The organism is Microcoleus sp. B13-B6 (assembly GCF_036705405.1).
GTDB lineage: Bacteria > Cyanobacteriota > Cyanobacteriia > Cyanobacteriales > Microcoleaceae > Microcoleus.
The window spans coordinates 1-21,706 of record NZ_JAUBUJ010000030.1 but is presented as its reverse complement, the minus strand read 5'-3'; the positions used below and the strand labels follow the sequence as shown (position 1 = coordinate 21,706).

Annotated in this window: 20 protein-coding genes; 16 read left to right on the top strand and 4 right to left on the bottom strand. The window is 44.3% G+C overall.

Going from position 1 to position 21,706, the window contains the following annotated elements:
• Window positions 1–734 precede the first annotated feature (734 nt).
• The 3 genes from QUB35_RS15615 to QUB35_RS15605 all read left to right on the top strand — a co-directional run bounded on the left by QUB35_RS15615 (window position 735) and on the right by QUB35_RS15605 (window position 6,754).
• Window positions 735–1,451 (top strand): DUF305 domain-containing protein, encoded by a 717-nt coding sequence (locus QUB35_RS15615; RefSeq protein WP_333142764.1) that lies wholly within the window; start codon window positions 735–737, stop codon window positions 1,449–1,451.
• Between the two features lie 73 nt (window positions 1,452–1,524).
• Complete coding sequence (locus QUB35_RS15610) at window positions 1,525–3,471, top strand: efflux RND transporter periplasmic adaptor subunit (RefSeq protein WP_333142763.1); 1,947 nt, start codon at window positions 1,525–1,527, stop codon at window positions 3,469–3,471.
• Between the two features lie 157 nt (window positions 3,472–3,628).
• Window positions 3,629–6,754 carry an efflux RND transporter permease subunit gene (locus QUB35_RS15605; protein WP_333142762.1) on the top strand — a complete coding sequence of 1,042 codons (3,126 nt, stop codon included), beginning with the start codon at window positions 3,629–3,631 and terminating at the stop codon, window positions 6,752–6,754.
• 6 nt (window positions 6,755–6,760) lie between these two features.
• On the opposite strand, the gene QUB35_RS15600 is transcribed toward QUB35_RS15605, so the two are convergent.
• Window positions 6,761–7,201: a heavy metal-responsive transcriptional regulator gene (locus QUB35_RS15600; RefSeq protein WP_333142761.1), complete on the bottom strand. Its 441-nt coding sequence runs from the start codon at window positions 7,199–7,201 to the stop codon at window positions 6,761–6,763.
• Between the two features lie 636 nt (window positions 7,202–7,837).
• Between QUB35_RS15600 and QUB35_RS15595 the strand changes: the two genes are divergently transcribed.
• Both QUB35_RS15595 and QUB35_RS15590 read left to right on the top strand, forming a co-directional pair.
• Window positions 7,838–8,914 carry a cysteine synthase family protein gene (locus QUB35_RS15595; RefSeq protein WP_333142760.1) on the top strand — a complete coding sequence of 359 codons (1,077 nt, stop codon included), beginning with the start codon at window positions 7,838–7,840 and terminating at the stop codon, window positions 8,912–8,914.
• Window positions 8,915–8,917: 3 nt separating this feature from the next.
• Window positions 8,918–10,225: a hypothetical protein gene (locus QUB35_RS15590; RefSeq protein ID WP_333142759.1), complete on the top strand. Its 1,308-nt coding sequence runs from the start codon at window positions 8,918–8,920 to the stop codon at window positions 10,223–10,225.
• A gap of 599 nt (window positions 10,226–10,824) precedes the next feature.
• On the opposite strand, the gene QUB35_RS15585 is transcribed toward QUB35_RS15590, so the two are convergent.
• Window positions 10,825–10,971 (bottom strand): hypothetical protein, encoded by a 147-nt coding sequence (locus QUB35_RS15585; protein ID WP_015211800.1) that lies wholly within the window; start codon window positions 10,969–10,971, stop codon window positions 10,825–10,827.
• A 225-nt stretch (window positions 10,972–11,196) separates the two neighbouring features.
• On the opposite strand from QUB35_RS15585, the gene QUB35_RS15580 reads away from it, so the two are divergent.
• Together QUB35_RS15580 and QUB35_RS15575 are read left to right on the top strand one after the other, a co-directional pair.
• Complete coding sequence (locus QUB35_RS15580) at window positions 11,197–11,700, top strand: hypothetical protein (protein WP_333142758.1); 504 nt, start codon at window positions 11,197–11,199, stop codon at window positions 11,698–11,700.
• Window positions 11,701–11,919: 219 nt separating this feature from the next.
• Entirely contained in the window at window positions 11,920–12,387 is a 468-nt protein-coding gene (locus tag QUB35_RS15575; RefSeq protein WP_333142757.1) for a hypothetical protein, read from the top strand.
• On the opposite strand, the gene QUB35_RS15570 is transcribed toward QUB35_RS15575, so the two are convergent.
• Window positions 12,377–12,598, bottom strand: a complete 222-nt coding sequence (locus tag QUB35_RS15570; protein WP_333142756.1) for a hypothetical protein — start codon at window positions 12,596–12,598, stop codon at window positions 12,377–12,379. The two genes, QUB35_RS15575 and QUB35_RS15570, sit on opposite strands and share 11 nt — an antisense overlap.
• A gap of 310 nt (window positions 12,599–12,908) precedes the next feature.
• Here QUB35_RS15570 and QUB35_RS15565 point away from each other — a divergent pair, with 310 nt between their 5' ends.
• From QUB35_RS15565 to rppB, 6 genes are all read left to right on the top strand, one after another.
• A complete protein-coding gene (locus QUB35_RS15565) occupies window positions 12,909–13,964 on the top strand; it encodes an acyltransferase (RefSeq protein ID WP_333142755.1) in 1,056 nt (351 codons plus the stop codon).
• An 89-nt stretch (window positions 13,965–14,053) separates the two neighbouring features.
• Window positions 14,054–15,088, top strand: a complete 1,035-nt coding sequence (locus tag QUB35_RS15560) for a C39 family peptidase (RefSeq protein WP_333142754.1) — start codon at window positions 14,054–14,056, stop codon at window positions 15,086–15,088.
• Between the two features lie 165 nt (window positions 15,089–15,253).
• Window positions 15,254–15,730: a DUF2808 domain-containing protein gene (locus QUB35_RS15555; RefSeq protein ID WP_333142753.1), complete on the top strand. Its 477-nt coding sequence runs from the start codon at window positions 15,254–15,256 to the stop codon at window positions 15,728–15,730.
• Window positions 15,731–15,826: 96 nt separating this feature from the next.
• Window positions 15,827–16,300, top strand: a complete 474-nt coding sequence (locus QUB35_RS15550) for a hypothetical protein (RefSeq protein ID WP_333142752.1) — start codon at window positions 15,827–15,829, stop codon at window positions 16,298–16,300.
• 113 nt (window positions 16,301–16,413) lie between these two features.
• Complete coding sequence (locus tag QUB35_RS15545) at window positions 16,414–16,884, top strand: DUF2808 domain-containing protein (RefSeq protein WP_333142751.1); 471 nt, start codon at window positions 16,414–16,416, stop codon at window positions 16,882–16,884.
• Window positions 16,885–17,109: 225 nt separating this feature from the next.
• Window positions 17,110–18,495, top strand: coding sequence for a two-component system sensor histidine kinase RppB (gene rppB / locus QUB35_RS15540; RefSeq protein WP_333142750.1), 1,386 nt, complete (start codon window positions 17,110–17,112; stop codon window positions 18,493–18,495).
• A 450-nt stretch (window positions 18,496–18,945) separates the two neighbouring features.
• On the opposite strand, the gene QUB35_RS15535 is transcribed toward rppB, so the two are convergent.
• Window positions 18,946–19,335, bottom strand: a complete 390-nt coding sequence (locus QUB35_RS15535) for a DUF2834 domain-containing protein (RefSeq protein ID WP_333142749.1) — start codon at window positions 19,333–19,335, stop codon at window positions 18,946–18,948.
• A gap of 143 nt (window positions 19,336–19,478) precedes the next feature.
• Between QUB35_RS15535 and QUB35_RS15530 the strand changes: the two genes are divergently transcribed.
• From QUB35_RS15530 to QUB35_RS15520, 3 genes are all read left to right on the top strand, one after another.
• Window positions 19,479–20,345, top strand: coding sequence for a helix-turn-helix transcriptional regulator (locus QUB35_RS15530; protein ID WP_333142747.1), 867 nt, complete (start codon window positions 19,479–19,481; stop codon window positions 20,343–20,345).
• Between the two features lie 255 nt (window positions 20,346–20,600).
• A complete protein-coding gene (locus tag QUB35_RS15525; RefSeq protein ID WP_333142746.1) occupies window positions 20,601–20,939 on the top strand; it encodes a hypothetical protein in 339 nt (112 codons plus the stop codon).
• A 359-nt stretch (window positions 20,940–21,298) separates the two neighbouring features.
• Window positions 21,299–21,472 carry a hypothetical protein gene (locus QUB35_RS15520; RefSeq protein ID WP_333142745.1) on the top strand — a complete coding sequence of 58 codons (174 nt, stop codon included), beginning with the start codon at window positions 21,299–21,301 and terminating at the stop codon, window positions 21,470–21,472.
• Window positions 21,473–21,706: the final 234 nt, after the last annotated feature.

The window sequence follows — 21,706 nt, the reverse complement described above, 5'->3', positions numbered from 1 at the left end:
TTAGTTCCAATACAAAGCTCTTTTGTATCATCATATCAGCAACTAATGATATGTCAACACCTGAAAGCTTATTTATACCCTTATATGAGCAGCGTCGCAGTTCCCACATCCGCTATTGCCCAAGCCGGAGCATCGTTAATCCCATCTCCCAGTATCGCTACAATTTTCCCTGGTGCTTGCAGTGTTTAGATTTGAGCTGCTTTTGGGTCTAGTCCAACTTCAGCAAAAACGCGCTGGATACCAGCAGAAGGGCGATCGACTCAACTCATGCCTTGGAGTTTGACTGTCAGATGATCCATATATGCACTGTGAAATTGGGATGGGTAATATTCTGACTTCTGTCTTCAAGCGCCTGGATAGCCAACAGATGCGATCGCTTCCCTAACTTCATTTTCCGGTTTCACAGTTTGAATTGTCACCAACTTCGTCTTGAGATCGGCTTAAACAACGGCGGCTGAGTCAACTGCTTGGACTTCTCTAGTCCACTGGAGTGTCAAGGGGGATTGCGAAATTAATCAGGAATTATGGAAAAAGTGGTTTGACACCCTACCCATAGGGTAAGGCGCGCACTGTGCACCCTACATAATTAGGTTATGAGTCCTGTAAATCTTAAATTTGAGTTCGATCGACAGCACAGCAATAATTTTTTACAATTCCCAGTCGAAAATTTCATCCTAATTTCATTTATATGTGGAAAGCTGAAGATAAATAGTCGTTTTAAGCATATAAAATGTATGAAACCAATTTCATTAAAAACCGGCTTTGCAGGGCTGACATTGATCGCCACAGCCGCCCTAACCAGCGGAGTGCTCGCAGCTTGTTCAAAAGCTCCTACAAGCCAAACTCAAGCCCCAAACGTTACGGCTGCAACCGAAGTGAACAACAAGCCAGACGCGGCACAAGGTGGCATGGGTGGCATGAATCATGGCATGGATCACAATATGTCAATGGATTTAGGCCCGGCTGATGCCGAGTACGATTTGCGATTTATTGATGGCATGACACTGCACCATCAAGGTGCAGTAAACATGGCAAAAGAGGTACTCAATAAATCCAAACGCCCGGAAATGAAAAAAATAGCAAATGAGATGATTGCCGCTCAGAACCGCGAAATCAATCAAATGAAAGAGTGGCGAAAAGCTTGGTATGCCAAAGCCAGCAGTACGCCAATGGCTTATCACGCTGCAATGAGTCACACGATGGCAATGACTCCCGAACAAATGCAAAGCATGATGATGAGCATGGATTTAGGGGCCGCTGATGACCAATTTGACTTGCGATTTCTCAATGCGATGATTCCCCACCACGAAGGAGCTTTAGTGATGGCCCAAGATGCTTTGAAGAAGTCGAAGCGGCCGGAAATAAACAAATTGTCCCAAGAGATTGTAACTTCGCAAAAGCAAGAAATAGAGCAAATGAAAGAGTGGCGACAAGCTTGGTACAAACAGTAACACCATATTTCACCCGGATTTCATTTTGATCTGCAAAACTGATCTTTGAGTTCAGATTCTCCCCTACTCAATCATGCAATACTACCGCCGTGTCCGCTCCTCAGCACCCATAGTTCACTTTTCGGGAATACTCCTGACTCTTTTGTTATTCATCGAGTCCACCCCCGTTTTTGCCCACGCGGGACACGGAGATGAATTTAAGCACAGTGGCGAAACAACTGAAACTCCTACTGCTATTTCTGTCGATGCCGAAACAGCAAAACGATTAGGAATTAAAGTCTCCCCTGCCGCTCGCCAGCGACTAGATATCGGCATCAAAACCACAGGACAAATTGAAACTTTACCCAACGAAAAAGTAGAAGTTACGGCTCCGGTTGCTGGCAAAGTAGTAGAGTTGCTGGTTAAGCCTGGGGACAAAGTATCAAAAGGTCAACTGGTTGCGGTTTTATCGAGTTCAGAATTAGGACAATTGCGGGTTGAATCTCTCTCGAAACGTGCCGAAGCTGAGGCAGATTTGCAGCAAGCACAAGGAGATTTAAAACTAGCACGAGAAAATTACGATCGCCAACTTCAAATATCCGCAGCAGAAATCGCCCAAGCCAAAACCCAATTGACGGCGGCAACTAAGCAGTACCAGCAAGAACAAGAATTAGTAAACAAGCGTTCAGTTGTGCAAGCCGCTAAAGAAAACTATCAGCGCCAAGTTGAAATAGCGCAAGCCGAAATAGCGCGGGCAGAAACAGAATTAACTGTTGCTAAAGAACAGTTTGAGCGCGACAAAGAATTAGCGGCATCAGGGGCGATCGCGCGGCGCACAATGCTGGAATCGCAAGCGCACTTCGCCGAAGCACAAGCCACTGTTGCTAAGGCAAAAAGCCGTCCTGAAGTTATCCAAGCTCAAACCGAAATTAAACAAGCCGAAGTAGACCTCCCAATGCGGGAATTGCGGGAATCTCAAGGCATGGTTGCAGAAGCAAAAGCTCAACTTACCAGAGCTCAGAGCCGCCGGGAAGTCCTAGAAGCCGAGAACCAAGTTAAACGCGGCAAAACTGCCGTCCAAGTTGCTCAGTCGCGCATTCGTTTGGCTGACGCACCCTATCAAGCGCGGCTGCAACAATTAGGAACTGCTGCCAACGATCGAGGACTCGTTACCGTAGTTGCTCCGATTTCCGGGACGGTAGCCGATCGCGAAATCACTCTAGGAGAGTCAGTAAACGCTGAAAAACCGTTGATGAGTCTGTTAAATGACAGCCGCGTTTTTGCCACAGCCAATATTTACGAAAAAGACCTGAATAAAGTAAAACAGGGTCAGGTAGTCAGGGTAAAAGTCGCTAATTTACCCGATCGCATTTTCAATGGAAAAATCGCCTTCATTGGGTCATCCGTCGAAGGAGAAACGCGGGTTGTGCCGGTGAAAGCAGAAATAGATAATATTAACGGCGAATTAAAGCCAGGACTGTTTGCTGAGTTGGAGATTTTAACAGACAAAACTGCCACAAATATTTTAGCAATTCCGAGTGCTGCGGTAGTGGATGTTAGCGGTAAAAAAACTGTTTACGTCCAAAATGGCAATGCTTATCAAGCTGTTGAAATTGAACTGGGTCAAACGGCCGGAGATTTAGTTGAAGTTAAGAGTGGTTTATTTGAGGGAGATTTGATAGTAACGCAGCGAGCACCTCAACTTTACGCACAATCTTTGCGGGGCGGCAGCAAGCCCTCAAAAGACGAGGAAAAGAAAGAGGCAATTCCAAAGGTAGCAGAGGTTAATTTTAATAATTTACCCGTCTCTTTCTGGTGGACGGGAATAGGGGGAGCAGTTGCGATCACATCCCTGACTTTCACAGCCGGCGTGTTGTTGGGAAATCGGCGCAAATTGCCAGCATTAGCAGCGGATTCTGGAAACAATGCCGGAAACAATAGTTTTTCCGACTCTGCATCGCCGTTGCACAATGAACTGCTGTTACACAATAACAACCATCACGTTAAAGCTCAAGAGAAAGAAGTCAAGAGTTTGAAGTAAACAATTGCGTGAATATAGCAATTTAGTTTGCAGAAGTATCTATCTATAGCCTTTCTCAGTAAAATGAGGTGCTCATAGGGCATAGGGCATAGGCATAAGACTCGCCCCCATACCTCACCACGCTTGAGAACCGCTATATTAACTCCAAAATAATAAAATGTTCAGCACTATTCTCAGATGGGTAATTAACCGCCGCTGGCTAGTTGTTATCGCTACCATTATTGTTAGTCTTTGGACATTGTATATCATCCCCCAAATGTCCCTTGATGTCTTTCCTCCTTTTGCACCCCCGCAAGTCGAAATTCAGACGGAAGCACCGGGGCTGGCGCCGGAAGAAATCGAGTCTTTAGTAACACTGCCGATCGAAAGTGCAATTAACGGAACTCCTGGGGTGACAGCAGTGCGATCGTCTTCCGCTGTAGGTCTTTCTGCCGTTAAGGTAATCTTTGATTGGGGAACTGAAATTTACCAAGCCCGCCAGTTGATAACAGAAAGGTTGCAGCAAGCTCAAAGCAAGCTTCCCGCAGGAGTAGAAGCACCACAAATTTCTCCGACAACTTCACCGGTAGGCCTTGTTATTACCTATGCTTTTACCTCGGAAACTACTCCTTTGATGGAAGTGCGCCGTCTGGTGGATTGGCAAGTCACAAATCGCCTTCTAGCTGTGACTGGCGTTGCTCAAGTGGTGGCTTACGGCGGCGATCAGAGGCAGTATCAAGTATTAGTAGAACCTGCAAAGTTGAAAGCTTTTAATGTGTCGTTGCAGGAAGTTGCCGAAGCGACAGCGGCTGCGAATGTTAACGCGCCGGGGGGGTATTTAATTACGCCGGATCGAGAAACTTTAATCCGGGGGGTGGGGCGGATTGCGTCTGTGGAAGATTTGCAGCAATCTGCGATCGCCTCTCGCAACGGAACACCCGTCAGAATTGCTGATGTCGCTGATGTCAAGATTGGTGCTGCAATCAAGCGGGGAGATGGCAGTTTTAACGGCAAAAAAGCTGTGATTGTGATGGTAAACAGACAGCCCGTTGCTGATACTCCGACGGTAACTAAAGCGGTTGAGGCAGCAATGGCTGAGGTGCAGCAAGCTCTGCCAAAAGATATTAAAGTTACTGTGACTTTTCGCCAGGAAGAATATATTAATTCCTCGGTGGAGAATGTGCGATCGGCTTTAGTTGAAGGCAGCATCATTGTTACCATCATCCTGATCCCGTTTTTGATGAATTGGCGCACTCTCGCGGTTGTTTTGCTGGATTTCTTTCTGACTTGGCTGTTCGCGCTGCTGGCGATGTATTGGCTGGGGCTGGGGCTGAATACGATGACTTTAGGGGGTTTGTCGGTGGCGATCGGCACTGCGATCGACGATGCGATCGTCTATGCCGAAAATACCTACCGCAACTTGAGAGAAAATAGGTCTTCTCTTAATCCGCGTCCGGTAATGGATGTGATTTTTGACGGCAGTCAAGAGGTGCGCGATTCGTTAATTGGAGCGACTGTTATTGGGATTGTTGTGTTTTCTCCTATTTTTACTTTGCCCGGTGTAGAAGGTCGAATTTTTACGCCGATGGGGATTACTTATTTGGTAGTTGTGGTGATTTCTAGTCTGGAATCGCTGTTAATATCTCCAGCCCTTTGTGCTATCTTGTTGCCTGCCAAACGCATGAGTTCCGAGGAACCTTGGCTGCCGAGATTTTGCAAGCGTATCTATCATTTTTTTATAGAATTGTCAATGCGCTATTCGGCGATAATTTTAGCTTTAGCTGCTGCTAGTATGGTGGCTGCATTAATTATTTTGCCATCTTTTGGACGGGTGTTTTTACCCGAGTTTCAGGAGCAAACTTTGGTAAATACTATTCTGCTTTATCCGGGGGTGTCTTTGGAAACAACAGATAGCGCGGCTTTTGCGATCGAAGATGCACTTAAGGATGATACCAGGTTTGAATACGTGCAAGTGCGATCGGGCAGAGCTCCGGGAGATGCTGATGCTGCGGGAGTCAATTTAGCTCACATTGATATCGGTTTGAGCGAGGAGGGCATGGAACACAGGCCGAAAACTTTGGAGGCGTTGCGGCAGGAATTTGCTAAATTGCCGGGAGTTGCACCAAATATCGGCGGTTTTATTTCTCACCGGATGGATGAGGTTTTATCTGGTGTCAGAAGTCAGATTGCTGTCAAAATCTTTGGCCCGGATTTGGATCAGCTTCGCAGCATCGGTGCCAAAGTTGAAGAGCAAATGAAAACTGTTGAAGGAATTGTAGACTTGCAACTCGAACCCCAGGTGCCAGTGCAACAAATTCAAATTAATTTTAACCGTCAAGCTGCGGGTAGATACGGTTTAAAAATTGGAGAGCTTTCTGAATTAATTGAGACAGCTTTAAACGGCAAAGTTGTTTCTCAAGTTTTGGAGGTGCAGCAAACTTTTGACTTAGTTGTTTGGTTGCAGCCTGAAGCCCGAAATAACTTAGAAACTATTCAGAATTTGTTGGTTGATACTCCAAGTGGCAACAAGATTCCCCTCGCCCAAGTTGCTACTGTAAAATACGGTACTGGCCCAAATACGATTAACCGCGAGAATGTTTCTCGGTTGATTGTGGCAGCGGCTAATGCTAAAGGTCGAGATTTGCGATCGGTTGTGAATGAAATTCAAGCTAAAGTCAAACGAGAGGTACAGTTGCCTTTTGGCTATTTTATCCAGTACGGCGGTCAATTTGAAGCAGAACAAAGAGCTTCCCAAAATATTATGATATTTAGTGCGATCTCTTTTCTTGTAATTACAGTATTGATGTACTTGTCCGTCAAGTCAATTCCTTCAACTGCGATGATTATGATTAATTTACCGCTCGGATTAGTGGGAGGAGTAATTTCTGTAGCTTTGACTGGCGGCATCATCTCTGTAGCTTCTTTAGTGGGTTTTGTCACTTTATTTGGCGTTGCCACCCGCAATGGCTTGTTATTAGTAGACAACTACAACACTAAATTTGCCGAGGGAATGCCTTTTAAGGAAGCAATTATTAAAGGCTCGATGGAACGGCTCAATGCTATTTTGATGACGGCTTCAACTTCAGCTTTAGGTTTAGCACCTTTAGTCTTAGAAGGCGGCCCCGGAAAGGAAATTTTGCAACCTTTGTCAGTAGTAGTTTTAGGAGGATTGTTTACTTCTACTGCCTTGACTCTGTTAGTTTTGCCAGCTTTGTATGCTAAATTTGGTAAAATTTTACGACCTCAACAACCTCAGCCAGTTATTGAAGACGGGAAGGTAATTAAAGCTGAAATAGCGAACTGATCAATCCTACTTAACTCCCTCAATCAAAGTGCAAAGTTCCTCGCTATCGGGATTGTCTGAAGTTCGATTTGTCCAAAGTTTTTTATAAGCTTCCAACTCAGCTTTGAACGCACTCATGCGCTGAATTTCCTCCTCAAAGAAATCTATTTTGCGACTTAATAAGTCTTGCACTAGCGGACAAGCTGTTATTCCTTGACGGCGAGAGGCCAAAATTTGCTGAATTTCTTGAAGAGAAAAGTTGAGTCTTTGAGCTTTCTTGATAAATTGCACTTGTCTGGCAGCATCGGCTGTGTAGTAACGATAACCGCTACTGTTGCGTAAGGCAGGTTCCAGTAACCCTAGGCTTTCATAGTATCGCAGGGTGCCTACAGTAACACCAGTTTGCTTTGCTAGTTTTCCTATTTTTAGTAGGTGCTGTTCTAGGCATTCTGTTTCAAATTTTGTCATAGCAGTTCTAGGTAAATTGGAACCCTATCATTATAGCGATAGCCAGTTTCACTTTTTTGTGCTGTTTATACTTACCCAATTTGGGCGGATAAAATATTTTATTTTGTCCATAATTCTAGTGACTCAAAAAGCAGCAGTAACTCTGTTTTGAGTTACTGCTGCTGTCGGATATTCTCTTGCTTATCCCTGAAATATAAAAACCACTTATACCTGCGCTCTTTCCTATAATTTTTTAAATCAATGAACCTGACTTATTTCACCCCAATTTCATTCTGGCGTTGCAAGCTTGTAATTAGGCAAAGATGCCCTCTGGCTAATTGATGAGCATAATCTCGCGCTCAAATGCTGAAATTTCTCGCAGGCAAGGAAGATAGATGACCATGACTAACTACCGTGTATTTTGAAGGATCTAATTTTCCACCTATAGCGCTTTTGTCTCTACTCAGAAGCTATACATGGGAATTTAGAAATTAGATGCGTTTACCCTGATTGTGGCGTTGCAAGCTTGTAATTAGGCAAAGAGGGCTTCTGGCTTATTGATAAGCATGATCTCGCGCTCGGATACTAAAGTTTTCCGCAGGCAAGCAAGATAGATGACCAGGACTAACTACCGTGTATTTTGAAGGATCTAAATCAATGATTCAACTTCTACAAACAGCGCTGAAATCATCCCTAGCTGGCGATATCACCCAGGCAATTGGAAAGGTTCCCATTGTTCGTCTCAATCGCGTGAGCGAACTCTGTCAGCATCACGAATTTTATCTCAAATTAGAATCCTGTAATCCCGGTGGCAGCATTAAAGAGAAAAATGCTGTATGTCTGGTTCAACACGCAGAACGTACCAGGTTACTCGCCCCCGGCGGCACAATTGTTGAATCTAGTTCGGGTAATTTCGGCATTGGTTTAGCAATGATTGGTGCAGCGCGAGGCTATCGCGTGATGATTGTCATCGATGGTAAAACACCGCCCCCGATTCGGCGAATGCTGGCTGCCTATGGAGCAGAATTGGTAGATGTCCCCCTGAGTGCGGCAGATGCCAATGGATCGATGCAAGTTGCGAGGATGAAAAAAGCCAAAGAACTCGCCGAAACCATTCCTGGTGCCTGGTATCCTTGCCAGCACCGCAATCCCGAAAACCCAACTGCCCACGAGCAATTTACTGCTCGCGAAATCGAACAGGCTTTTCCCGTAGCACCAGATGTTATCGTTATTGGCGTTAGTACGGCGGGACAATTGGCGGGAATTAGCCGATATTTTAAACAGCGTCATCCCCAAACTCGAATTGTCGGCGTAGATGTGGCAGGTTCGGCTATTTTTGGCACGCCGTCTCACCCCTATAAAATGACAGGATTGGGGTTATCTTTTGTACCGCCCAATTTTGATCCAATGGCACTGGATGCAGCGTATTCTGTGAACGATCGCATTGCCTTTTCTGTTTGTCATGCCCTGGCACGTCGAGAAGGCTTGTTGTTAGGAGCATCCACAGGCGCTATCGTTGCCGCTGCCCTAGCTTACAGCCAGCAGCATCGCCATTCTCAACGCATGGTACTGTTGAACCCGGATCGGGGCGATCGCTATCTCGAAACAGTCTACAATCCAGAATGGCTGTCCGAGCAAGGGATTGAAATCTTGGAACAAAAAGCCCTCACCGCTACAATTAACGCCCTTCAAAGCGTCCCTCTTACCCTCGTGCGACAGCAACAACCTGTATAAACAATGACCTTAAAGGCTTCTCCAAGTCCGTCTAAAATCGGTCTGCTAGATTTATGGCGGCAATTTATTCCCCTCTCCCTCAGCGATGTGGCAATGGCTTTTGGCGATCCGATGATGACGGCTGCCCTAGCTCATTTACCCGATGCACGGGTGAATTTGGCAGCCGTGGGCATTGCCAAAGCCCTCGCGGTCTTTTTTGAAAGTCCGATTATTATGATTCTGCACGCCTCGAATGCCCTTGCACCGAATGGGCGATCGCGTCGCGCCTTGTGGCGATTTACGCTTTTAGCAGGCGGCGGACTGAGTGCGTTACTGTTGCTGCTGACGCTGCCGTTTATTTTCGCCACGCTGGGGGGGACGCTGTTAGGAATTCCACCCCAATTGCGGCAGACGGTGCAGACTGTGTTGACGTTAATGTTTCTCTGGCCTTTGGCGATCGCGTGGCGGCGTTATTTTCAAGGATTGCTCATCCACACAGGTCATTCTCAGGCGGTTGCCAAAGCTAGCATGGTTCGTTTGTTAATTGTAGCCCTAACGTTATGGGGCGGATTTGTGTTGAAAATGTCAGGCGCAGTGCTGGCGGGGACTGCTTTGATCGCGGGGGTTCTCTCAGAGGCGCTGGTTGTAACCATTGCGGCGCACCGGCTAGGAGCCACTCGTCTGCCTCGACCCATTGATTCTGAGTTAAAGCTACCCACCAATCTCAAAAGTGTGTGGAATTTCTACTGGCCTTTAGGCTCTTCAATGTTAGTAGTCTGGGGTGGACGTGCTGTCCTGGTGGGAATTATTGCCCGCGCCCAAGACGCTAATATTGCATTGGCGGCTTGGCCTGCGGCTTGGGGATTGGTTTTGGTGATTGCCAATGCGACTCGCATGGTGCAACAGGTGATTATCAAAAATCGAGATCGAGTGAGCGATCGCCAATTAATTGCATTTGCTCTCAGTGTGGGTGGATTTTGTTCGCTACTGTTGTTTTTAGGTAGTACAACGCCATTTGGGTTGCAGGTTGTGCAAAGTTTTATCGGCAACGATGAAGCCCTGGTTGAGAGTATCCGTCCCGTATTGCTGTTGTGCGCGTTTGTACCCCTTCTGGTGGCGGTGCAAAATGCTACTCAAGGTTTTTTGGTCGGGGCAGGTCAAACCAAAGGTCTGAATTATGCAACTTGGATTGGCACGACTATATTGCTTTTAGTTGCGTTCGGTGCAGTTCAGCTTGGGGCATCGGGTGCAATTGCGGCTGCGAGCGCGATGATTATTTCTTTAACAATAGAAGTATCCTGTCTCGCGTTCAATTTACGCAAACAATTATAGCAACCGCCAAGGCTGCGCCGGACGCAAGGCGTAAGACATCCTCGATCGCATGGAGTAAACCATCAAAATTTTGAGAGATCGCTAATCAGTATTTACTTCTTGGCATCATCATTAGTTTCTCCATCGCCGTCCCTTTAATTGTCGATTACAGTTGGCGGGGTTGTCACCCCGCCAGGGTGTTATACTATCTCAGCACTTACTTGTGTGCACACTATATGTAGTGTGCACACAAGCAAGATCGCACTATTCGAGAAGCAGGGTAAAAGAGCAATTAGAAAACTAGCTACCAGATTTGATGTGAGTAAGTATAATTGTTGAACGACTTTTTAGTAGCTGCTGTTCTAAGGATTCTGTTCCAAATTTTTTCATAGCAGTTTTAGGCAAGTTTGAACCCAATCATTATAGTGATAGCCACTTTCAGTTTTGTGTAGTGGTTATAGTCATCCAATTTTTCGATAAAATACTCTATCTTGTCCAAAATAATATTGAAAAAAAAAGCAGCAGTCACTCAAAATTGAGATCGTGCTGCTGTCGGATATTCTCTTGCTTATCCCTGTTAAAAATCCGTGAGGTAATCTACACACCGGGGAAAATAAGGATTATTTATCGCAATTAGCTTGAGGGCAGTCAGGAGTAGGAGTAGTACAGGGGCCGGCGGCAAAGACAACCGCGGCTGTACCTGCTGTCAGGAGAACTGCCGTCAAAGCTGCAAGAGTGAAGCGTTTAGTCTGAGTTGCTTTAATCATGAATTTTTACCGGGGAATCTAGGATCGAAAAGTTTCTTTGGGAAACTATATATAGCATAAACCCTCAAGTCGGCTATAGAGTCAAGGGGGGGAAAGATTAAAAATGATAAAAATATTGAATTTCCGAGGTCACGATCCGAATACCTGTATGAAAGTCTGAAGATTTCATCCAGATTTCATTTTTGGGTGTCATATTCTAATTATTGTACCCAAAAAATAAATCGAATGAAAGCGCTCAAGTCAAGCTTAGTTATTCTAGGCAGTGTCGGATTGCTGTTTTTGGGAGCTTGCAGCAAAAGCGACCAAGGAACCGGCCCAAACAGCAGCCCAACATCCGCTCCTGTTGCCTCTCAACCTAATACTTCCAGTTCGGCCGCTTCTCCTGCAGCATCTGCTAAAACAGAACCTCCCAAACCATCTAAAGGAGGTCAAGTTGTCGAGTCTGGACCTTACCACCTAGAACTTTTAACTCTGAAAGAGGATAGCGGAACTCACTTAGATCTTTATTTGCAAAAAGGCGATACCCACGAACCGATTCCTAATGCAAAAGTGACGGCACAAGTGCAGTCTCCGAATGGAGAGCAGCAAACGCTGGACTTCAAATACGATGCTGATGGCAAACATTACGCCGTTGTATTTCCAGGCAAAGATGCAGGAAGTTATCCCGTGAAAGTGACTGCGGATATTAACGGAGAAAAAGTTGACGGTCGTTTTAGCTTCAATCAATAGAATGCAAGTTTTCTTACAATTGATCGGAAATCCCCTAAAATGATTTAAACACAGGATAAGCAGCACAGCTTTCTCGCAAAATGAATAGTCTAAATTACCAAGATTATCCGGTTGAGCGAGGAATAGAAGGAATAATCATTTAGATGCTCTAGCATTAATGAAAGTCAATGCTCGGAAATTTATAAGAGTACAAAATCCCTAATCAAACGAGGAAAGACCATGAAAACAGTAAAGTCAGGTTTAATTATTCTGGGTACTGTGGGGCTAATATTTTTGGGAGTTGGAAGTAACAACAGCCAAGCTGCTACTTCAGCCAACAGTTCTGCCGTCTCGTCTTCAAAACCCATTACAAGAACAGAGATAGCCGCCGCTCAAAACAAAGGCGGTCAAGTCGTTGAATCAGGGCCTTATCATTTAGAGTTGGTGGTCGAGAAAGAAGCCACTCAAACTCACCTGGATTTCTATTTGCAAAGAGGCGACAACCACCAGACAATACCTAATGCGAAGATAACCGGTCAAATTCAGATGCCCGATCGCACTCAAAAGACTGTTACCTTCACTTATGACCAGAAAGACCAGCACTATACAGCTTTCCTGCCTGGAAAAGTTGTAGGTCAGTATCAGATGAAGATTACTGCTGATATTAACGGTCAAAAGGTAGACGGTCGATTCACCTTCACTCGGTAGACTTTTTAGTAGGTTGAATCTGCGGTTGACTGGTTGACGGGTTGCTGGCGGGCTGTTTGTTGTCGTGACCAACTAATGCCCGCCAACTTCCGTTTAGAAAGAAGAAAGCAGCCATAGGCACAAGGCAACACGCCAGCATTGCTATCCCCATACCCATCCATAGGAGAATTGGGTTTTTTAATTTTTGCTCGCTCATTTTTATAAGTTTCATTCTGTCATTTTCACAGTAGGGTAATTCGGCAATTTTATGATAGCATACCGGATTGCTGTCAGAGATGAGCTATTTACCTGCACTATAAGTCGCATCAATATTAAAATTTTCATCCTGATTTCATTTAGGAATGTAAACCTTAAGTTGAGCGCGGTTAAACGCTGTCTAATCAGAATGTAACGTTTCTGGTGTTGCACCCGCCAAGTAGTAGGGATACGTCACTGCCCGCAGGTGTCAACTTAAGACTGAAACCCTTGACAAATATCGTTTGCAGCCGAGTGTGGCTACCATCACTACCCCTGTTTTTACAATGCAAAAAGCATCTACTAGGTTTGCTGAATTCGATTTAATCAGAGCTTTGGCGATCGTCAGTGTTGTGATTATTCATGCTGGTTTTTTGTCATTACCCGATCGCAGAATTCTATTTATTTCGATCGATACACTCCAGCTTTTCTGCGTACCTGCATTTTTACTGATCAGCGGTTTTTTTCTTACCAACAAGCTTGAAAATCAAAATAACCCGACGCTGATATTAAAGAAAAGGCTGTCGAGAATTATACCGCCCTATCTTTTTTGGTCAGTAGCCTTCTACATTTTAAATAATTTGGGCAACCTCAAACGATTTGATTTACTTGGATTAGTTAGAGATGTGCTGACAGGTTCTGTGCTGCCCCCCTATTACTTTATAGTTGTGATTGTTCAATGCTATTTGTGGTGGTGGATTCTAGTTAAATTAAAATTTTTTGAGCCCCGAAAAGTTTTGGCTTTGGGTTTCACCATTCAAATAGCTTTTACCATAGTCTTTTACTTAGTTGCTTTCAAATACTTACCTTCCATACCTATACCGCTGATAGAGCGCTGGATTTTTAGTTGGATTTTGCCGTTTTCCACTGGTTTAGTTCTTGGCAGTTGCTATGACAACATTCAAGGATACCTTCAGCGCCAAAGAATGCTTATTTTAGCAGCAACTATCTTGTTCTATCTAGCGAGTATTTGGGAATTTTACCTACTCAGTGAAGTGAATTCGGATGCCTGGTTTGCCCGATCGTTTTTTAAACTATCTACTCAAGGATACGCAATTTGGTTCGTACTGTCGATATTGGCATTTTCTCAAAGCATCATACTTCCCAGTAAACTATCGAAATTAGTCAAAATATTGGCGGCTTACTCCTTTCCTATATACCTGCTAGATGTGATGGTAGTAAACTATGTTAATTTAGCGTCTTATAAATTTATGTATTCTGCCGAGCCACTGCTCAAGCTCGGAGTTTTAGTGACGGTAGATTTGCTAGTTTGTTTTGGGATTATTTACCTGTTGCAAAAACTTTTACCCAAGAATTACAGTCAGTACATTCTGGGAATTTAATCTGGATTTACGCAACATCCGTGGGGGCGAGGCGATCGAAAATGGGGAAATGGGTTTAACATTTAGTTCCAATATTCAATAAATTAATTATGAAACTCCAAAACATTGTAGGAACCAATAAGAAAGTGGATGTAAAGGCGATCGCTGCCGATAAAGAGCTAACTCGCCAAATCCAAATTCGTCTCATCGACTTAGGTTTGCTAGACCCTCCAGCCAACGGCATCTTTAGTCCAGTCTCTACTGCGGCTCTCAATCGATTTCACAAGCTGATTCAGTGCACTGATGAACCAGGATTTATCGGAGCAAAAACAGCCGAGAAACTTATTGAAGCCAAGCCATCGGATCTCAAATTTCCACCTCCTGTCCTCAAGATAGTTAATGAGACAGTTCTCAAGGCTAGACCTATCTATGCGTTAAATTTATCAGATGCAGAGAAACAAAAAATTGAAACGGGGAAAGTATTGGAGCTTGTCTCTTATGAAATGGTTCGCGATCACATCCGAGTAGCTTTGCGAAAAGATTCCTTTAAAAATTCTCAAATCTGGTATGTCTATAGGTCGCACGTCCAAATTTTACAAGAAGGAAAGGTAATTTATCCAAAAACTAAGCCTAAGAGCTTTCAACTTGCTAATTTTCCTTACAAATACCAACTGGATAATTACTATAATCCGACTGGTGCTTGCAATGTCACATCAATGGCAATGTGCTTGCAGTTCCTCAACAAACCGCGCCGGGACACGATCGGTCAATTTGAGGACGAACTCTACGCATATGCACTCAACAAAGGTTACAGTCGCTGGAACCCCTACGACTTGGCAAAAATTGTCAGAGAGTATGGTGCTCAAGATACCTTTAAAGAGAATGCGACCTTTGAGGAAGTTAAAGATTGGTTAGTAGATGGAAACCCAACTGTCATACATGGCTATTTTACTTCTTTCGGTCATATTCTGCCCGTAGTTGGATATGACGAAACTGGCTTGATTGTTCACGATCCTTATGGAGAATGGTTTGCTAGCGGGTATAACAACAATGCCAATGGAGCTTATCTTCACTATTCCTATGATTTAATCCGTCGCGTTTGTATGGCAGATGGAAATTTCTGGGTTCATTTCATTTCCAAGTAAGAGAGTAAAGCGCTTGTTTGCTATTAAAATTCACCTCTCACTGGTTCATATTTCATCTTGATTTCATAATTAGCTGTCAATCTAGTTAATAAGAAGCTAACTCTTCAAATATGAATGTTGAAGTAGGTTGGCGTACTGTACTTAATTTCCTAGAGAGTCAAAACTATGAGAACACTCATTTACGGTGCTGTATTTGCTCTGTCAGCCGCAGTTTTAGTTCCTGCTGTCCATGCGAGCACCAGAACAGGCGCCGAGAATTTTCCTCACATTGATAGTTCAGTACAATTTCCGGAAACTAAGGCAAGAATCGTCAGGCATACTTTCCGGCTACACATTCCTCAAGGAACTAGGGCTATTTCTCAATTAAAAATTAGCGTTCCTGCGGGGTTAACTGTCAGGGATGATATCAGTATATCTGACGATTCAGGTCAAAAAATTGACACTAAGGTTTCTGTCAACAGCAATCAAGTTATACTAACCTTCTCCCAACCTCTTTCTCCCGAAAACACAATCAAAATTACCATGAATAAAGTAATAATTTCTGGAGTTTCTAACGCTTGGATGTACCAACTTACTGCTACATTAGTTGGCGACAATACAGACATTCTCCTCGGTATAGCACGGGTTCGCAGCTATCAATAAAAAAATCAGGTGTTACGGCCGATCTTTCATCCTGGTTTCATCCATACGTATCAAACTAAGAAATAAGCCAAACGTTAGTTTTCAAGGAGTGCAGTCGTGAAAAAATTAATTAGCATTAGTGCAGCATTTGCCCTAATTATTGCCTCTTCTATCTCCGCAGCAAAAGCAACAGGAATACCGGGAGATTCCCAATCACCTCACATTGTCGGAGGCCGTTCCTATCCTGACTACCCAACTTGGAGAGCCTTCCACGATTTTGACGTTCACGTTGAGGGAGAAGCCATTTCAGAACTATCAATTCAGTTGCCCTCACTGCGAATCAAGGGTATTGAAGTAAGCAGGCAATCCGGTGAAAAGATTGAGGCAACAACTTCTGTTAAAGGTGGAAAAGCAATGGTAGTTTTCTCCAAACCTGTAGTTGCCGGGACTGTGCTGACAATTTCTATGCTTGAGGTTGAGGCTTCCATCTACCCGCGTAATTATATATACCGCGTTTATGCCAAGAAAGTGGGTCAGAGTTCAGACAGTAAAGTTGGTACGGCCAATATTCAAACTCTCCCACGGTGGTAAATGCTTTTGGAGGTTAATTTCCTAAGCGACTGACATCTTACCTGGATTTATTTCAGGGCTTTTAGACCCATTAATGCCGAGTCCATTGAGTTAATTATTTGAGGAGCATCGCCATGAAAAAGTTAGTTTACGCCACTGCATTCACCTTCTTGTTGTCATATAATGCCCCCGCTACTGTTGCGGGAGGAGCGATGCGAAATGCTAATATTTCTCACCTGATTCACAGCGGAGCCCATCCCAATAGCGCTCGCTTTCAGGGTGCTACTCATCATTTTGAAGTTCACGTTCAGGGAAAACCTCTTTCGGCACTTACAATTGATTTACCGGATGATGTGAAAATGCGTAGCGGAATTGACGTAACAAATCAATCTGGTCAAAAAATCGAGTCTCAAGTTTCTGTTAATAACCGAAAAGCGACAGTGGTTTTCTCCCAACCTGTTTCTCCTGATACCACCATATCGATTGATATGCGGGGCATTCACACTCCTGGTTACAGTCGGAGTTGGATGTACGCTATCTCTGGTAAAATGGCGGGAATAAACGCAGAAGTACCACTCGGTACAGTTTTAATTCAAACCTACTAAAGGTAGCTGGCAGTTAGGGATTTTAAATTGCAATTAACTTGAATAAATTCGAGAAAATTGCAATTTAAAATTTGCTATTACTTAAAGGCTAAAAGCTGAAAAAGTCGGAAGAGTGCTATCTTTTGTTGCTCAATTTTTGAAACAATTTACTGCAATAAATGAGAGTTATGTCCTGACCAATTACCTATTAACACTTTAACACTTACCAATTACCTATTAGGAAAGATGAATCAAAATAAACTATTTAATCGGACTCGCTGGAAATTAGCCATTTCCTATGCAGCAGTAATGGGTTTGATTTTAAGCTTGTTGGGATTTGGTGTATATAGGGCGATCGCCCACGCTCACTGGGTAGCCCTAGACCGGGAATTAGAATCGGTAGCGGGAACGCTACATGACAGCCTAGAAATCAAATTGCAGCAGCCCGGACGCCTGGAACCAATAGTCAATGAACTTTTGCCCAACCTCCGCGTAATTGGAGTTAACGGCATTAAAGAACAGTTGCCAAGCCGCCATACTTTAAGCGCTATCAACCAAAGCTATTACTATATCCGTTTATTTGATAAGTCAGGAAATTTGATTGCTACAGCAGGCGCTTATCCCAAAGAATTGCTAGGGACTTTTAACTCACAACACTGGCAAACCATTACTGACAGCAAAGGCAATATTTATCACCAAATTTCTGTATCACTGCATACTCAAAATCAGAAAAATTGGGGATACTTTCAAGTGGGGCGGAGCTTGCAAGACTTCAACGATTATCTCAGTACAGTCAAATTAGTTTTAAAGTTGGGATTGCCTACTGCGTTAATCTTGGTAGGCTTTTCTAGTTGGTGGCTGGCAGGATTGGCAATGAAACCAATTTATGCTTCCTACCGACAAATTCAACAGTTTACAGCGGATGCCGCTCACGAACTACGAACGCCTTTAGCCGCCTCTCAAGCGACAGTAGAATCCGGGCTGTTGATGTCTGAATTGGATGAAAAAGAAGCGCGGGAAATTTTGCGAACTGTAGAGCGCCAAAACCGCAGATTGACTCAGTTAGTGGCTGATTTGTTGCTGTTGGCGCGGATGGATAATCAACCGATACCCGATCGCCCTCAATTGTGTTGTTTAAATGACTTGGTTAGCGATTTAGTCGAGGAATTGGCAGCAATGGCGATCGCCAGAGAGGTAGCGCTAACATCGGAATTGCCGGTGCATCAGCCATTGACTATTATTGGTGATTCTAACCAGCTTTATCGCTTAGTTTTTAATTTAATTGTCAATGCCATTCAATACACTTCACCTGGTGGCAAAGTAACGGTTATTTTAGAAAAAAATGACCATTTAGTTGTGATTCATGTTCAAGATACAGGGTGTGGGATTGCAGCAGAAGATCAAAAGCAAATTTTTGATCGTTTCTATCGAGTTAACAGTTCACGCGATCGCGTTACTGGCGGCTCGGGATTGGGATTGGCGATAGCGCAAGCTATAGCCTTAGCACATGGCGGTAGCCTGACTGTGCAAAGTAAATTGGGTACGGGTAGCATTTTCACACTGCGATTTCGAGAAAGAAATGCGGCGTTGATGAATGATGCCATGAATCATGGAGTAATCGGCACATCCTAGAACTTGGGCGTTGGGCGTTGCACATTTATGGTATGATGGACAAATATACTTAACTAACTAGGGCTTGCTCAATAAGTGGTTCAAGTAAACACTGTATGGGTTTTCGGACGAAGAAAGGTAGTAATGTGCAGGAAAAACAGGTGAAATAGATCAAAATCCCTGCATTACCATCTGCGAGCATATACATAAAAGCGGAACTTTATCTTCTCCCACCCTTGGAGTTTGAGCTAGCCAACGGATACAAAGAGGTTTTTCAAACTTGACCACACATGATTTTTTAGGGTCTATAGCTTGTGCAATTATCTTTGATAAGTCGCTCCTTCAATCCTAGGTTTTTAAGCATGGTTTTCTTCCCCTTCTTCTTTCCATTATTACTCCCTTTACTCGACCATAAAAACTGTTGGTAAGACGATAACGCGGAGCTGTAGTCAGAAAGTCTTTACGTAGAGCTTAATGCTCAAACTTTAGGGTTTCTAACGCTCGTTCGCGCCAATATAAAAATAAAGGCAAAGCACAAGATACACCAATGCCAAAAGTAGCGACAACGTAAACAAACAACCAGCGACGAGACAAACCTAATCGCTTTAGCTCAATAAATGAAAAACAGAAGAAGACATCTGCACAAATGAGCAAATCTATTGCTACGGCAGAAGCGACATGATTAGCGAACGCATTCTGGAAAAATAAATCGAGATCAAGACCATTCTGGAGAAAGAACTTCAGCAGAAAGCTCCAAGGCGCGATCGCACCAATAATCGTTAGCAGCAGATAAAGCGATTGGGTTGACAGAAATTTTTTGGATGTAGGTAGTTGCCGCTGTAGATAAGTTGCATTGGACATAGGTTCACTTTCCTTTTGTTATCAGCACTTCAACAGGGACTTGGTTTGGCGAAGCGTAAAAGTTCGTCATCAACCCTGTTGCTCTGATTGTCACCCTCCGAGATAATATAAACAATTACCTACGAGGTAATAAGGATAGTAAAATGGCGAGCGCTTCAACCTCAACGCAATCAACTCCAAACCGAGACGCATCCTTTGGGAATCTGCTCAAACACTGGCGCAATCAACGCGGTTTGAGTCAACTCGATTTGGCTTTAGCTGGCAATGTCTCTCAGCGGCATATCAGCTTCTTAGAATCAGGCAGAGCTAATCCCAGCCGGGATATGGTACTGCAACTGGCGGCTGTGCTACATGTTCCTCTGCGCGATCAAAACATCATGCTCACGGCGGCGGGCTTTGCGCCGATTTATTCCCAAAGCGATTTATCAGCGCCTGAAGTTGAACCGATCCGCAAAGCCATAGAGTTTATCTTGCGCCAGCAAGAACCCTATCCGGCATTAGTAATGGATCGTTATTGGAATTTAATCCAGAGCAATACAGCCGCGCAACAGCTTACCAATTGGTTAGTTCATCCAGAGAAGCTGCAACACCATTTCTGCATCAACGGCAGGATTAATCTGATGCGGCTGATGTTTCATCCTCAAGGGTTCAAGCCGTTTGTGGGGAATTGGGAAGAAATTGCTAGCCATCTGATGCAACGGGTGTATCGAGAAGCGTTCGTCGATGGACATAGCGACGAATCTATGGCTCTTTTTCAAGAACTACAAGCTTATCCAGATGCCCCCCGCTTGTGGCAGCAATCTCTACCCCGCACCTGGCAACTACCCTTGTTGACGGTACAGTTTGTCAAAGACGGACTGAGCCTTAACTTATTTTCGGCGATCGCCACGTTAGGTACTCCTCATGACATCACGTTGCAGGAACTGCGGATTGAAAGCCTGTTTCCGGCAGATGAGGTGGCGCAAACCAATCTTGCAAATTTTTACAGGGATACACCGGCACCCCACTAGAGATGGGTACTCCCCAGAAAGCCGGGGCCGGTGGGCTAATATGGGCACACATATCGTTAGCGCACTCAATGCCGAAGTATTCCCCTGAAACAGTCGAGGCCATCTTAGAAACCATCCGCACAACGGGCAGCGCGTGAGCCGGTCGCCTAATGAGTGTCTGGTTGCTCGCGCGTCGCTTCGATATTAGGAAAAAGCCCTATCCTGATAAATCTTTGTTGATATTAAACACAGAACAAAATTACAAACATCAACAAAATGGTTACTAACAAGACACACATCGCCGTCTCTCTAGACCTGGGAACCAGCATTCCCAGCAGTGTACGTGCAGCAGATGCAAGCAACCTCGTTCTGAAAATTAGGCACGAAAACGAATTAGAAAAGGTACGGGCTCAAAATCAACAGTTGGTGGAATTTCGATCACAAGTTGAGGCCACGCAGGCTGCGAGCGAAAAGCTGAAGGTTCAACAGGTTCAACAGTTGGTGGAATTTCGATCACAAGTTGAGACCACGCAGGCTGCGAGCGAAAAGCTGAAGTTTAATGACAGGCGTTTTGGTAGCTACAAAACCTGGCAGTCATTCCGCATCCTGTCCTAGTTAGGTCGATCGCCAACTCTCTAGCGTCTGTCTCATCTCCTGACCTAGCAGTAGCACTTCTAAGTCCTAGATGGGTAAATTTGATTTCCTTGACCTAATTGCAACGATCACAGACGCTCTCGCCATTAAGACACCGTATTAGGGTCTGCTCTTAACCTGCCTTCATACCAACAGTTTAGCCGATTGCAAAGCGCGAGTCCGACAACAGCAATTTATGCAACTGCCAAGGCTGACATAACGGCTGCTACGCTGCCAATTTTTTCGCACTTCTGAAATTTGATTTTTAATTCAACTTACCATACCGTAACTTGACTATTAAGTCAATTCACTTGTTGTTAAAAACGCTAAAAAATAGCTAATTGTTGTGGAGCGCTAAAGTCAGGGATTTGCAGTATAAAGTCAGGCGTTTGCAGTATAAAGTCAGGCAAGTGCAGGTATTTGCAGGGGGTGCACTTTACCTGCAAATGCCTGTAAATATCCTGCAAATGCCTGACTTTTTCGGTCAAATTACTGCTTTTTTGTGCTCTTCGTGACTTTGCTTGTTGAGGCTGCTTTTGGCTGTTCTCAATCGGTAGCAAGCAATGGTTTTGCGATCGCAAACCATGATTAATGCGTGCAGAAAAAAAATAATACACCCTGATGAATGGGGCATCCTAGGTGTCAAGCGACTTGATTTTTACCCGATATCCAACTGTGCTGATTGCACGAACATTGCTCCTGCTGTTGTGGAGACCCTTGTGACAGCATCGGCGTCAATTGCCCCAACT

Coding starts and splice junctions, on each gene's coding strand:
- QUB35_RS15615 (WP_333142764.1), top strand. CDS start 735: ATGAAACCAATTTCATTAAAAACCGGCTTTGCAGGGCTGACATTGATC.
- QUB35_RS15610 (WP_333142763.1), top strand. CDS start 1,525: ATGCAATACTACCGCCGTGTCCGCTCCTCAGCACCCATAGTTCACTTT.
- QUB35_RS15605 (WP_333142762.1), top strand. CDS start 3,629: ATGTTCAGCACTATTCTCAGATGGGTAATTAACCGCCGCTGGCTAGTT.
- QUB35_RS15600 (WP_333142761.1), bottom strand. CDS start 7,201: ATGACAAAATTTGAAACAGAATGCCTAGAACAGCACCTACTAAAAATA.
- QUB35_RS15595 (WP_333142760.1), top strand. CDS start 7,838: ATGATTCAACTTCTACAAACAGCGCTGAAATCATCCCTAGCTGGCGAT.
- QUB35_RS15590 (WP_333142759.1), top strand. CDS start 8,918: ATGACCTTAAAGGCTTCTCCAAGTCCGTCTAAAATCGGTCTGCTAGAT.
- QUB35_RS15585 (WP_015211800.1), bottom strand. CDS start 10,971: ATGATTAAAGCAACTCAGACTAAACGCTTCACTCTTGCAGCTTTGACG.
- QUB35_RS15580 (WP_333142758.1), top strand. CDS start 11,197: ATGAAAGCGCTCAAGTCAAGCTTAGTTATTCTAGGCAGTGTCGGATTG.
- QUB35_RS15575 (WP_333142757.1), top strand. CDS start 11,920: ATGAAAACAGTAAAGTCAGGTTTAATTATTCTGGGTACTGTGGGGCTA.
- QUB35_RS15570 (WP_333142756.1), bottom strand. CDS start 12,598: ATGAAACTTATAAAAATGAGCGAGCAAAAATTAAAAAACCCAATTCTC.
- QUB35_RS15565 (WP_333142755.1), top strand. CDS start 12,909: ATGCAAAAAGCATCTACTAGGTTTGCTGAATTCGATTTAATCAGAGCT.
- QUB35_RS15560 (WP_333142754.1), top strand. CDS start 14,054: ATGAAACTCCAAAACATTGTAGGAACCAATAAGAAAGTGGATGTAAAG.
- QUB35_RS15555 (WP_333142753.1), top strand. CDS start 15,254: ATGAGAACACTCATTTACGGTGCTGTATTTGCTCTGTCAGCCGCAGTT.
- QUB35_RS15545 (WP_333142751.1), top strand. CDS start 16,414: ATGAAAAAGTTAGTTTACGCCACTGCATTCACCTTCTTGTTGTCATAT.
- rppB (WP_333142750.1), top strand. CDS start 17,110: ATGAATCAAAATAAACTATTTAATCGGACTCGCTGGAAATTAGCCATT.
- QUB35_RS15535 (WP_333142749.1), bottom strand. CDS start 19,335: ATGTCCAATGCAACTTATCTACAGCGGCAACTACCTACATCCAAAAAA.
- QUB35_RS15530 (WP_333142747.1), top strand. CDS start 19,479: ATGGCGAGCGCTTCAACCTCAACGCAATCAACTCCAAACCGAGACGCA.
- QUB35_RS15525 (WP_333142746.1), top strand. CDS start 20,601: ATGGTTACTAACAAGACACACATCGCCGTCTCTCTAGACCTGGGAACC.